Annotated in this window: 10 protein-coding genes; 3 read left to right on the top strand and 7 right to left on the bottom strand. The window is 71.9% G+C overall.

Features of this window, described 5'->3' with window-relative positions:
• Positions 1 to 25 precede the first annotated feature (25 nt).
• From ACFYWM_RS06565 to ACFYWM_RS06550, 4 genes are all read right to left on the bottom strand, one after another.
• Complete coding sequence (locus tag ACFYWM_RS06565) at positions 26 to 1,504, bottom strand: CHAD domain-containing protein (RefSeq protein WP_389909575.1); 1,479 nt, start codon at positions 1,502 to 1,504, stop codon at positions 26 to 28.
• Between the two features lie 247 nt (positions 1,505 to 1,751).
• Complete coding sequence (locus ACFYWM_RS06560) at positions 1,752 to 2,375, bottom strand: hypothetical protein (protein ID WP_389909573.1); 624 nt, start codon at positions 2,373 to 2,375, stop codon at positions 1,752 to 1,754.
• Positions 2,365 to 2,604, bottom strand: a complete 240-nt coding sequence (locus ACFYWM_RS06555; protein WP_389909571.1) for a type II toxin-antitoxin system HicA family toxin — start codon at positions 2,602 to 2,604, stop codon at positions 2,365 to 2,367. The genes ACFYWM_RS06560 and ACFYWM_RS06555 overlap by 11 nt, the downstream gene beginning before the upstream one ends.
• Positions 2,605 to 2,856: 252 nt before the next feature.
• Positions 2,857 to 3,609 (bottom strand): trans-aconitate 2-methyltransferase, encoded by a 753-nt coding sequence (locus tag ACFYWM_RS06550; protein ID WP_389910257.1) that lies wholly within the window; start codon positions 3,607 to 3,609, stop codon positions 2,857 to 2,859.
• A gap of 227 nt (positions 3,610 to 3,836) precedes the next feature.
• Here ACFYWM_RS06550 and ACFYWM_RS06545 point away from each other — a divergent pair, with 227 nt between their 5' ends.
• Entirely contained in the window at positions 3,837 to 4,370 is a 534-nt protein-coding gene (locus ACFYWM_RS06545; RefSeq protein ID WP_389910254.1) for a MarR family winged helix-turn-helix transcriptional regulator, read from the top strand.
• Positions 4,371 to 4,422: 52 nt separating this feature from the next.
• On the opposite strand, the gene ACFYWM_RS06540 is transcribed toward ACFYWM_RS06545, so the two are convergent.
• The 3 genes from ACFYWM_RS06540 to rsmA form a co-directional block, all read right to left on the bottom strand.
• Entirely contained in the window at positions 4,423 to 6,234 is a 1,812-nt protein-coding gene (locus tag ACFYWM_RS06540; RefSeq protein ID WP_389909569.1) for an ABC-F family ATP-binding cassette domain-containing protein, read from the bottom strand.
• Between the two features lie 45 nt (positions 6,235 to 6,279).
• Complete coding sequence (locus ACFYWM_RS06535; protein WP_389909567.1) at positions 6,280 to 7,182, bottom strand: 4-(cytidine 5'-diphospho)-2-C-methyl-D-erythritol kinase; 903 nt, start codon at positions 7,180 to 7,182, stop codon at positions 6,280 to 6,282.
• An 85-nt stretch (positions 7,183 to 7,267) separates the two neighbouring features.
• Positions 7,268 to 8,143 carry a 16S rRNA (adenine(1518)-N(6)/adenine(1519)-N(6))-dimethyltransferase RsmA gene (gene rsmA, locus ACFYWM_RS06530; protein ID WP_389909563.1) on the bottom strand — a complete coding sequence of 292 codons (876 nt, stop codon included), beginning with the start codon at positions 8,141 to 8,143 and terminating at the stop codon, positions 7,268 to 7,270.
• A 225-nt stretch (positions 8,144 to 8,368) separates the two neighbouring features.
• Between rsmA and ACFYWM_RS06525 the strand changes: the two genes are divergently transcribed.
• Both ACFYWM_RS06525 and ACFYWM_RS06520 read left to right on the top strand, forming a co-directional pair.
• A complete protein-coding gene (locus ACFYWM_RS06525) occupies positions 8,369 to 10,504 on the top strand; it encodes a serine/threonine-protein kinase (RefSeq protein WP_389909561.1) in 2,136 nt (711 codons plus the stop codon).
• Complete coding sequence (locus ACFYWM_RS06520; protein WP_389909558.1) at positions 10,501 to 11,940, top strand: hypothetical protein; 1,440 nt, start codon at positions 10,501 to 10,503, stop codon at positions 11,938 to 11,940. Before ACFYWM_RS06525 ends, ACFYWM_RS06520 begins: the two co-directional genes overlap by 4 nt.
• Positions 11,941 to 12,030: the final 90 nt, after the last annotated feature.

The raw sequence follows: 12,030 nt of genomic DNA, 5'->3' as shown, positions 1-12,030 counted from the left end.
AGCCTCCACGGGACCGCGGGAGGGGTCAAAGGAGTTTCGCGACGGCGGCCGTGGTCTCGGCCCAGACCCGGGGGAACTCCTCCCACGCGCGTGCGGCCCCGGCCCGCTCCACCCCGGTCAGCACGCCGTAGGTGAACGTGTCCTCCCCGGCCAGGCGGGCGTTCGCGGCCTCGGCCGCCAGCCGCTCCTGCGCGACGACCCCGTCCATGTGGGTGCCCAGCACCTCCTGCACGGCCTCCGCCCGCTTGGCCAGCTGCTTCATGCCGAGCACCTCGGCGGTGTAGCGGGCCCGCTTGGCCGCCTTGCGCACGTCGTGCATGGCGACCTCGCGTTCGGTCTCGTCCTCGATGGCCTGGGCGGTGTCGTAGGCCCGGGTGACCCGGCGCCAGCTCTTGGCGGCGACGGCGTCCAGGGTGTCGGCGGGCTTCTTCGCGGCCTTGGTGAGCACCGGGGTGCCGGTCAGGTCGTCGAGGGCGTCGAGCAGTGCGAAGTAGCGCTCCCCGCCGAGGGTGTCCCTGATCCGGTCGAGGGCCTCGTGCTCGTCGTCCAGCAGGTCGGAGCTGAGGCGCGCCCTGACCGGTCCCACGATCAGCGCGTCGTCCAGGCTGTCGAGCCGGTGCGCGAACCGCTCGCGGACGACCTCCAGGTCACGGGCCTCACCGAGGACCGTGCCGAGCCACTTGAGCTCCTCCTGGAGGTTCTCGGTGCCCTCGACGACCGTCCTGAACGACTTCAGCGCGCTGCGGAGCCTCCGGGCGGCGACGCGCATCTGGTGGACGGCGTCCTCCTCGGCCTTCCTGACCCTGGGGTCCTGCGCGAGCAGCGCGCCGGCCTGGGCGGTGAGGTAGTCGACGACGACCTCGCCCGCCGACCCCGGGGCGGTCTCGGCACGCGGGTGCTCCGAGACCGCTCCGGCGCCGCCGAGCAGGCGGGCGAGCTTGCTGGCCGAGTCGGCGGGTACGGCCCCGGCCTTGCCCAGCCGCTTCCCGACCTTCCCCAGCAGCTTCTCGTCGCCCTCCAGCAGCTCCGCCTCGACCTCGCGCCAGCGCTCGACGTGCGGCTCGTCGCCGAAGACGGTGCCCTTGACCCGGTCGTCGGCGATCTCGACCAGCCTCACCCCGGCGCCGTTGACCACGGTGGTGACGGCGCGGCGGGTGTCCAGCTCGGCGATGGGCACGAGCGGGGCGCCCCGGGTGTGGGCGAGCACCAGGTCCGCCAGCTCGGCGGGTACGACCTTGGCGCTCCGGGTGAGCGGGTGGGTGATCTCCTGCCGGATGCCCTTGGCCTTGGGAAGTTTGAGGTGCCAGCCCGGATCGGTGCCACCCCTGCGCCTGCGCAGTGTGATCCCCCTCGCGGCGAGCCTCAGGTCGGGCGTGTCGAAGTAGAGGGCGACCAGCTGGTGGGTCTTCGGACCCACGACCTCCGCCGAGCCCGGCAGGCCCGTGAGATCCGGCAGCTGGTAGTCCGCCGGCACGTCGAACTTGTCCTCAATCTCTATTCCCACAGGTCATCCCCAGATTTGCCCAGATATCTACCATGTCTTCGCAGTATTTATTGATGCCCTGTTATCCGTCCGGGAACCCCAACCACCCCCGCGACCAGGACCCCACCGGCCGGACGGCGAGCGTGTCCTTCGAGCTTTCGCCTGTCACGCCTCGCCTGCGCGTCGCGTAGCACCGGAAAGGCGAAACGCCCCGGCCTGTGAGGACGGGGCGCCGAGAACCAGAGCGCTTCTGTGGTGCGAGGATCACCTACGCGCAAATATTGATCTTGTTGACGGCCATCGGCCTGACGATCTCAAGATCCTGGATGATGTCGGTGAGTTTCGTCTCCAGGGTGTAGGACTTGGCGCCGAGACTCACCATGCCGTCGGGGGCGACCGCCTCACCGTAGGCGAAGGGCAGCGTGACGACCATGAGATCGGCCACGGAGACGGCCACGTTGACGACATCACCCCGCGGGTCGAGCTGATTCATGATCCAGCCCACGGTGTCGGACATCACCGCGCAGATGTAGACCACTTCTCCGACGGCGTTGGCCGGGGCGGAGACCAGCCCTTCCGCCTGCTCCGAGTTCGCCGCGACAGCCCGGCCGAGCACCTCGCACGTGGCCTGCCGGACGTCCGCGCACTCGTCCATGGCCGTACGGATGACCAGCTCGCCGCCAGCGACGTCGTAGTGACGTTCATGGTGCTCCCGCACCGTGAAGGGACCCGGCTTCTCGAAGTGGAACTCCAGAACTTCCCGGAGGTCGTCACGAAGTTCCCTCAAGGTCGGGCGTCCGTACAGCAGGCCCGGCGCCTGGGGGGATGTGGCGTAAAGATCGCGGTCGTTCGAGCCCGCTCTAACGATCAGATGAATGATCTCACTGCTCACCACGCACCACCTTCAACGCCTCGTCCACGTCCAGACCTACCTGCTTGACCAGTATGTCTCTCACCACCCCGGGGGCGATACTTCCCCGGTGAAAGGCGAAGGTCAGCCTCCCCCTCCCTTCACAGACAAGCTTCCGGTGTGATCCTTTACATGCCACCTCCTCATACCCAAGGGCCAACAGCACGCGAAGCAGCTCTTGCGGTTTGAGCGAGGGGAACGGGTTGGGCACTTGTTGACGCCTCTCCGGTAAACCAGACGCGCCCACCTTAACCGTCACCCTCGGGTGATGCCTTGAAACTTTCTGTAACCGGGCACGTATCGTGCCGCACGATCGCCTTCCCCGCACCGGGAACCGCTGACCCAGCCGGTGGCATGGAAGCTGTCGGCAGGCGAGCCGAGAGTGCCCCGCCGAACCTCCGGGAGACCCGCCCAGCCTCCTCCGATGCCACGGCCCCACGAAATCTCACGTCTTCACGGACGGTCACCTCCGGGCGACCGCGAAGATCCTGCGGAAGGGGAAGACCGTGCCGTGCGGCCCGCGTGGGTAGGCCTCGCGGAGCGGGGCGGCGCAGTCGGCGAGGAAGGCGGTGGCCTCGGCGGGGTCCAGGCGGTCGAGCACGGGACGCAGGGCGGTGCCGGTGATCCAGGTGAGCACGGCGTCGTCGCCGGGAAGGACGTGCAGGTAGGTGGTCTCCCAGGCGTCCACCCGGCAGCCCAGGCCGACGAGGAGCTCCAGGTAGGCGGCCGGGTCGTCGACCGGGGAGGGGCGGACGAGATCGCCCAGCCGGTCGCGCCACGTCGTCCGGCACAGCTCGCGGACCAGGGCGTGGCTGGGGGCGTCGAAGTTGCCGGGGACCTGGAAGGCGAGCCAGCCGCCGGGAGCCAGGGCCTCCACCCAGCGCGGCAGCAGCTCGCGGTGCTCGGGCACCCACTGCAGGACGGCGTTGGACACGATCACGTCGACCGGGCGCTCGGGGCGCCACCGGGTGACGTCGTCGACGGAGAAGCTCAGCGAGCCGCCCGCGGGGGCCTTCTCGATCATGGCGGGCGAGGAGTCGAACCCGTGGACGCGGGCGCCGGGCCACCGCCGGGCGAGCGCGGCGGTCAGCTCGCCGGTGCCGCAGCCCGCGTCGACCACGTGACCGGGGCGCTCCACGGCTATCCTGGAAACAAGATCGAAAAACGGTCGCGAGCGCTCGTCGGCATAGTGACCGTAGATCGCGGGATCCCACATATCTCTTGACATCAAGACAATTGATATCCGGCAAGATATCTCGATGTCAAGACAGATAGACTCGCGCCATGACCCTGCACCACGCGGACCACGACCCCGGGCGTCCGTCCGCCGCTCCGTCCACCACCCCGTCGGCCGCTTCGTCGGTCGCTTCGTCGGCCGCGAAGGACGAGACGGTCGCGGCCGGTGCGCTCGACAAGGAACTCGGCAGGGACCTCGGCAAGGGCATCGGCAGGGGGCTCGACGGGGGCGTCGGCAGCGACGAGGTCGACCTGCTGGTCGCCGCCTGGCGCCAGGAACGCCCCGACCTCGACGTGGAACCGCTCCAGGTGCTCAGCCGGGTCTCCCGGCTGGCCCGCCACCTCGACCGCGCCCGCCGGGCCTCCTTCGCCGAACACGGCCTGGAGACCTGGGAGTTCGACGTGCTCACCGCGCTGCGCCGGGCCGGGGAGCCGTACGAGATGAGCCCGGGGGCCCTGCTCCGCGCGACGCTGGTGACCTCGGGGACGATGACCAACCGGATCGACCGGCTCGCCGCGGCCGGGCTGGTCAGGCGGCGTCCCGACCCCGAGGACCGGCGCGGTGTCCTGGTCTCCCTGACCGACGCCGGGCGGGCGCGCGTGGACGACGCCTTCGCCGACCTGCTGCGCCGCGAGCGCGAGCTTCTGTCGAGCCTGGGAAAACGCGAACAGCAGGCCCTTTCGGACCTGCTGCGCACGCTACTCGTCCCTTTTGACGCCACCGACACCGGAGTGCGTTGATCTTTCGTACCCTCCGTGGAAGATCCAAACGTGGGCCTTCCACGCTTCGGGGCTACTCACCCAGGCGGTCGGCCAGCTCCAGCCACTCGCCCTCGATCGACTCCTTCTCCGCGAGGATCTCCTTCAGCTGCGCGTCGAGCGAGGCCAGCCGCTCGTAGTCGGCGGCGGCGTCGGCCATCGACGCGTGCAGCTTCGCCTCCCGGCCGCTCAGCTTGTCGAGCTGGCGCTCCATCCGGGAGAGCTCCTTGCGGAGGTCGCGCTCGTCCTTCGCGGACAGGCCGGGGGCCGTCTCCTTCGCGCCGGTGGACGAGGTCGCCGAGGCCGTGCCTGACACCTGGCCGGACGCGGCCCGCGCCGAGAGGGCCGCTCCCGAGGCGCGCCGGGCGAGGTATTCGTCCACGCCGCCGGGGAGCATCGACAGCTTGCGGTCGCCGAGCAGGGCGACGGTCCTGTCGGTGACCCGCTCCAGGAAGTAGCGGTCGTGGCTGACCAGGATCAGCGTGCCCGGCCAGCCGTCGAGCAGGTCCTCCAGCTCGTTGAGCGTCTCGATGTCGAGGTCGTTGGTCGGCTCGTCGAGCAGCAGCACGTTGGGGTCGTCCATGAGGAGGCGGAGCAGCTGCAGGCGGCGCCGCTCGCCGCCGGACAGGTCGCCGACGACCTTCCACTGCGCCTCGCCCTTGAAGCCGAGGCGTTCCAGCAGCTGGGAGGCGGTCCACTCCTTCTTGCCGACCTGGATGAACTTGCGGACCTCCTCGACGGTCTCCAGCACCCGGCGCTCGGGGTCGAGCTCGCCCAGCTCCTGCGACAGGTGCGCCAGGCGGACCGTCTTGCCGCGTACGAGCCTGCCCGAGTCGGGGTGCACGGTCCCGGCGAGCAGGCGGAGCAGCGAGGACTTGCCCGACCCGTTCACGCCGATCAGGCCGATCCGGTCACCGGGGCCGAACTGCCAGGTCGTGCGGTCGAGGACCATCGGGCCCTGGCCGGGGCCCCCGGCGTGCAGGGTGAGGTCCTCCAGGTCGTAGACCGTGCGGCCCAGCCGGGCGGCGGCGAACTTGACCAGCTCGACGCTCTCCCTCGCGGGCGGCTCGTCGGCGATCAGCGCCTGGGCGGCGTCGATGCGGAACTTGGGCTTGGACGTGCGCGCGGGCGGGCCCCGGCGCAGCCAGGCGATCTCCTTGCGCATCAGGTTCTGGCGGCGGGCCTCGGCGGAGGCCGCGACCCGGGCGCGCTCGGCCTTGGCCAGCACGTACGCGGCGTAACCGCCCTCGTAGCGCTCGACCGCGCCGTCCACGACCTCCCAGGTCCTGGTGGAGACCGCGTCGAGGAACCACCGGTCGTGGGTCACGACCACCAGCGCGGTCCTGCGGCCCGCCAGGTGCCTGGCGAGCCAGTCGATGGCCTCGATGTCGAGGTGGTTGGTGGGCTCGTCCAGGATGATCAGGTCGTGCTCGTCGATGAGCAGCTTGGCCAGGGCCGTACGGCGCCGCTCACCGCCCGACAGGCTCCCGGCGAGCGCCGTGAGGTCGATGTCGCCGAGCAGGCTGGCGAGGATCTCGCGGATGCCCGCGTCGCCCGCCCACTCGTGCTCGGACCTGTCACCGAGGACGATCTCGCTCACCGAGCGCGCCGGGTCGAGGTCGTCGCCCTGGGAGAGCGAGCCCACCTGGAGCCCCCGGTTGTGGGTGACCCGTCCGGCGTTCGGCTTGAGATCGCCGGCGAGCACCGAGATGAGGGTGGTCTTGCCGCCGCCGTTGCGGCCGACCACGCCGATGCGGTCGCCCACCTCGATGCCGAGGGAGACGTCGCGGAGCAGGGGCTTGGGACCGTAGGAGTGGGAGACCGACTCAAGATTGACCAGATTCATCGCCACACAAGCGTATCCGCTCCCGACCGGGACGCTCCCCCTCGACTACACGATCACCGGGCCGGGGACGGGGCCGTGCGCGGTGATGACGTCGCGCGCCACCCCGGCGTCCTTCAGGGAGGCGGCCAGCTCGCCCGCGTGGGACTCGGAGCGGGCGAGGAAGGCACAGGTGGGCCCGGAGCCGGAGACCAGCGAGCCGAGGGCCCCGTGCTCGCGACCGGCGTCCAGGGTGCGGGCCAGGGAGCCGCGCAGCATCACGGCGGCGGGCTGCAGGTCGTTGCGGAGCTCGCCGCCGAGGGTCTCCGCGTCCCCCTCGCGGAGCGCGGCCAGCAGCGGCTCGGCGGCCCGGGGCCAGGCGACCCGCTCGCCGGTCGCCTGGCGCAGGCGGTCGCACTCGGCGTAGACCGTGGCCGTGGACAGGCCGCCGTCGGCGAGCGCGAACACCCAGTGGAAGGTGCCCGCGATGTCCAGCGGGGTGAGCCGCTCGCCCCTGCCGGTGCCGACGGCCGTACCGCCGAGCAGCGCGAACGGGACGTCGCTGCCGAGGTCGGCGGCGATCTCCATCAGGTCCTCCAGCGGCAGGCCGAGGCCCCACAGCTCGTTGCAGGCGACCAGGGCCGCGGCGGCGTCGGCGCTGCCGCCCGCCATCCCGCCCGCGACCGGGATCGACTTGCGGATGAGCAGGTTCACGCCGTACGAGCGGCCCGCGTGCCCGGCCAGCGCGAGGGCGGCCTTGATCGCGAGGTTCTCGTGGTCCTCCGGCACCTGGTCGGCGGACTCGCCCTCCACCCGGACGCTCATCCCGGTCATCGCGGTGGCCGTGACCTCGTCGAAGATCGAGACGGCGTGGAAGACGTTGACGAGGTCGTGGTAGCCGTCGTCCCGCAGCGGCCCGACGGCGAGCTGCAGGTTGACCTTCGCGGGCACGCGGACGGTCACGGAGTTCATGCGTCCCTCATCGGGGCTCGCTCACTTGTCACGACGTCAGATCGTAACGGGATCCCTCCGCCGCGCACACAAACCGAACTGCGAATCACGCCACACCACTCTCCGCCGCGCCCCGCGTCGTACGGTGCTCGGCGATCCGCGCGAAGTCCTCGACGGTGAGCTGCTCGCCGCGCTCGGAGGGATCGACGCCCGCGGCCCGCAGTGCCCGCTCGGCCGCGGGGGCCGTACCCGCCCAGGAGGCGAGGGCGGCTCGCAGCGTCTTGCGACGCTGGGCGAAGGCGGCGTCCACCACCGCGAAGACCTCCTCGCGGGTGGCCACGGTCGTGGGCGGCTCCCGCCGGACCATCGCGACCAGGCCGGAGTCGACGTTGGGAACCGGCCAGAAGACCGTACGGCCGACGGGACCGGCCCGGCGGACGTCGGCGTACCAGGCTGCCTTGACCGAGGGGATGCCGTACACCTTGGAGCCCGGGGCCGCGGCCAGCCGGTCGGCGACCTCGGCCTGCACCATGATCAGGACCTTGTCCAGCGACGGCTGCGTCTCCAGCAGGTGCAGCACCACCGGCACGGACACGTTGTAGGGGAGGTTGGCGACCAGCGCGGTCGGCCTCTCCTCGGGCAGGTCCGCGGGCAGCACGCGCATGGCGTCGGCGAGCACGACGGTGAGGCGCTCGGCGAACTCGGGGGCGTGCTCACCGACGGTCAGCGGGAGCTGGGCGGCGAGGACGGGGTCGATCTCCACGGCGATCACACCGCGGACCTCGGGGAGCAGCGCGAGCGTGAGCGACCCCAGCCCGGGACCGACCTCGATCACGACGTCGTCGGGGTCGAGCCCGGCCACCCGCACGATCTTGCGGACCGTGCCCGCGTCGATCACGAAGTTCTGGCCGAGCTTCTTCGTGGGACGAATGTTGAGCTTGTTCGCCAAAATACGTATTTCTGCTGGACCAAGAAGGTTCATGCTGGTTCTCCGCACGGCGGCTCGAATCCGGCATCCGCCGGTCCGCCGTGGTCTTCGACTTGTTTGTCTCGATCACCCAAGGTTGCTCTCCCATGCCATCCGACCAGTTTCCCGCACCGAAGACGATGCAAAGACGCTCGATGAAGCGCGAGGGGTTCCGTTGTGGATAACGTTGCCGTACGGGGGCCCAACGGTGAGAAAGGGAATCTTCCCGGTGAAGAGGACGTGAACCAGCCCGGTGTCGAGGGGCTGCGACCCGCCGACCCCGAGCAGATCGGGAGCTACCGCCTGCTCGGACGTCTCGGCGAGGGCGGGATGGGAACCGTATACCTGGCGCTGGCGCCGACGGGGCGGCCGGTCGCGCTCAAGGTGGTGAAGGCGGAGTTCGCGGTCGAGGAGGGCTTCGCGGCGAGGTTCCACACCGAGGTCGAGAACGCCCGGCGGGTGGCCTCGTTCTGTACCGCACAGGTGCTGGACAACGGCAACGACGACAACGGCCGGCCGTACATGGTCACCGAGTACATCGCGGGCACGCCGCTGTCTCGCCAGATCATCGAGCACGGCGCCCTGGAGCAGGGCACCCTGCACGGCGTGGCCCTGGGGGTGGCGGCGGCGCTGGCCGCGATCCACGTCGCGGGGCTGGTCCACCGGGACCTCAAGCCCGCCAACGTGATCCTGTCCATGTCGGGGCCCCGCGTGATCGACTTCGGCATCGCCAGGGCCCTCGACTCCACGCACAGCTTCACCCGCTCGGGCGAGGTGCTCGGCAGCCCCGGCTGGTGGGCCCCCGAGCAGGTACGCGGCCTGGAGATCACCCCCGCCGCCGACGTCTTCGCCTGGGGCTGCATGGTCGCGTACGCGGGCAACGGCCGCCACCCCTACGGGCGGGGCGACATGATGACCATGGCCACCCGGCTGCTCACCACCCCGCCCGACCTGGGCGCGCTTCCCGCCCCGCTGAACGACCTGGTCCGCCGCGCGACCGAGATGGACCCCTACCAGCGGCCCAGCGCCCAGGACCTGCTGATCGCCCTGGTCGGCGGCGGGATCGCGGCACCGGCCGCCCCGGCTCCCGTCCGGGCCGACCCGCCCACGCTGATCGCCACCGACCTGCTGAACGAGTCGTGGGAGCCGCCCGCCAACGTGGAGCCCGACTCCACCCAGACCCTCAGCGCGCTGAACCTGGAGACGGGGTTCAGCGACCCGGCCACGGCGCCGACGCCCATCCCCGGACCGCTTCCCGGCACGTTCCCCGGGTCGGCCTCCGGCACGCTTCCGGGCTCGTCCTCCGGTTCGGCCTCCGGCGCGGTTCCCGTCCGGGGTACGGCGGGCTCGTCCTCCGGACCGGCCCTGTCCCTCCCCGGCGTGGCCTTCACGTCCGCGCTTCCGGAGACCTCGTCACCGTCGGCACCTTCGGCGTCCTCGGCGTCCTCTGCGTCCTCAGCGCCCTCGGTGCCCTCGGTGTCGGATCCGTCCACCACATCGGCACCTGCCTCGGCGCCGGAGTCGCCGGGGCGGTCGGGGTCGTCAGGGCCGTCGGGCTCCCTGACGGCACCGGAGCGGACCCCGCCGCCGAACCCGCTCCCGTACCCCATGCGGGCCGAGCCCGCGACCTCACCGTCGCGCCCGTTCACGACCCCCTTCAACGCCCCGCCGTCCGGCCAGGCCCCGGACCGGGCCCCGGCTCAGGGGCAGGTGCCCACCCTGCCCCCGTCGCCCCCGTCGCCCCCGTCGCTCCCACCGTCCCTGTCGTCCCCGTCCGGCTTCCAGGTCCCGCCGGGACCGGACGCGCCGGACAGCGGGGGCTCGGGGCCCCGGCGGCGCTGGCTGTTCGCCGGGCTGGCCGTGCTCGCGGCACTGGCCGTCACGGTCGTCGTCCTGGTGAACATCTCCGGCGGGAACCCGAACAACGGGGGACAGGCGCGGCCGGGCGCCACCGACGTCGCCGGGGACCGCGGCGACCTCGCCGGTACCGGCGCCACCGACGTGGGCCGCAAGCTCACGACAGGTTCCTTCATCGAGGACCCGCAGCTGATCATTCCACGTACCCCGGCCTGCGGGCTCACCTCCTACGGGAACACCACCCCGGCGAAGGGCCGCTTCTGCACGATCCCGTTGACGATGATCAACGCCGGCGGGGAGCAGGTCCCGCTCGGCGACAGCACCGCGATCACCCTGGTCGACGACCGCGGCGTGGCGCACTCCCCCGAGAGGGTGTCGACGTTCCTGCCCCCCGCCCTGCCCCCCGGGACGAAGGCGGAGGCCGTCCTGGTCTTCGACCTGCCCCTGCCCCGCAAACCCGCCAGGCTGACCGGTGTCATGATCCAGGGAGGCAGGAACATCGAGATGAGGTTGTCTTGAGGCTGCTGCTCTCGCTCGCGGCGACGACCGCGATCGCGCTCTCCTCCACCGGGGCCGCCGAGGCGCTCACCGCGCCCACCGCACCCGCCGGCTCCCCCGCGGCCACCACCGGCGCCGCTTCCGCCGCCCCGCCCACCGACTGCACCGGGGCGGGCGCGAGCGACTTCGACGGCGACGGCCTGGAGGACTCCGCGGTCGGCGACCCCTTCGCCAACCCCGGCGGGCTGACCGGGGCGGGTGCCGTCCACGTGCTGTTCGGCCGGGGAGACAGCGGGAAGGCCGTGACCGTCCCCGAGACGAAGGCGGGGGACGCCTTCGGGTGGTCGGTACGGCTGACCAAGGTCGACGGCGACGGCTGCGCGGACCTGCTCGTCGGCGCCCCGTACGCGGACGTGTCGGGCCGTACGGACGCGGGCGCCGTCTACGTGGTCTACGGCGGCCCCCGGGGCAGGACGGTCCGCCTGGTCTCCCCCGAGCCGGAGGCCGACGCCCACTTCGGCTGGTCCCTGGCCTCCGGCGGGACGCTGGTCGCGGCCGGGGCCCCGCACGAGAACGCCGGGGGCACGGCCGACTCCGGCGCGGTCTACCTGTTCGGCGGCGAGACGCTCGGCGAGGGCCGTCGGATCTCCCAGGAGACCGAGGGCGTCTCCGGCAACGGCGAGGTCGGCGACATGTTCGGCTGGTCCCTGGCGATCGGCAGGCTCGGCGGCGCCCTGGACGAGCCGGATCTCGCGGTCGGGGTGCCGTACGAGAACGACGACGGGGCGGGGCGCCAGGTCGGCGCGGGCAAGCTCGACTCGGGGTCGATCGCGGTGATCTACGACGTGCGCGAGCCCAAGGACGAGTACGGAAGCAGGAAGTGGGACCTTCGTGAGGTGGCCAGGTCCGAGGAGGGCGACCGGTTCGGCTACGCGATGGCCTACGCCGAGCAGGGGGACGTCGGCTACCTCGCGGTGAGCGCCCCGCTCGGCGACGGCGGGGAGGTGAAGGACTCCGGCCTCGTCCAGCTGTTCCAGTCCTCCGGTGCCCAGGAGATCAACCCGATCGCCACACTTCATCAGGGGCGGGAAGGGGCCGAGGGCGAGGGCTACGGATTCTCGCTGGCCTTCACCGGCGAGGGCTCCGGAGAGATCAGGCTCGCCGTGGGCGTGCCCTTCGACGGCACCGGCGGGCAGGGCGGCGTACGACTGATCACGATGGGGCGGCCGGAGGCGGGCACGCTGGTCACCCAGAGCGAGGCGGGCGACCACTTCGGCTGGTCGGTCGGGTTCAGCGGCAACCGGCTGGTCGTCGGGGCCCCCGACAGGGGAGGCGCCGGAGCGGCCGTCCTGCTGGGCCGCAACGACACCCAGGGCACCCCGCTCTCACCGGGCACCGGGAAGGTCCCCGCCCTCGAAGGAGCCGCCTCCGCCGACTTCGGCGCCGCCGTGGGCTGAGCCCTCCGAAGAGCCCACGGCGTCCGGCCGTGCCGGGCGTGGGTCCGGGGGCTTGGCCGTCGGCGGGACCGTTCGAAGGGCCACCGGGAA

Origin of the sequence: Streptosporangium sp. NPDC002721 (assembly GCF_042888905.1) — a bacterium.
GTDB lineage: Bacteria > Actinomycetota > Actinomycetes > Streptosporangiales > Streptosporangiaceae > Streptosporangium.
The sequence above is the reverse complement of the archived record's forward strand: the minus strand, read 5'-3'. Positions and strand labels throughout refer to the sequence as shown.

Bases quoted from the DNA above. Each gene is read 5' to 3' on its own strand.
- ACFYWM_RS06535 (WP_389909567.1), bottom strand. From the start codon at position 7,182: ATGAACTCCGTGACCGTCCGCGTGCCCGCGAAGGTCAACCTGCAGCTC.
- ACFYWM_RS06540 (WP_389909569.1), bottom strand. From the start codon at position 6,234: ATGAATCTGGTCAATCTTGAGTCGGTCTCCCACTCCTACGGTCCCAAG.
- ACFYWM_RS06550 (WP_389910257.1), bottom strand. From the start codon at position 3,609: ATGTGGGATCCCGCGATCTACGGTCACTATGCCGACGAGCGCTCGCGA.
- rsmA (WP_389909563.1), bottom strand. From the start codon at position 8,143: ATGAACCTTCTTGGTCCAGCAGAAATACGTATTTTGGCGAACAAGCTC.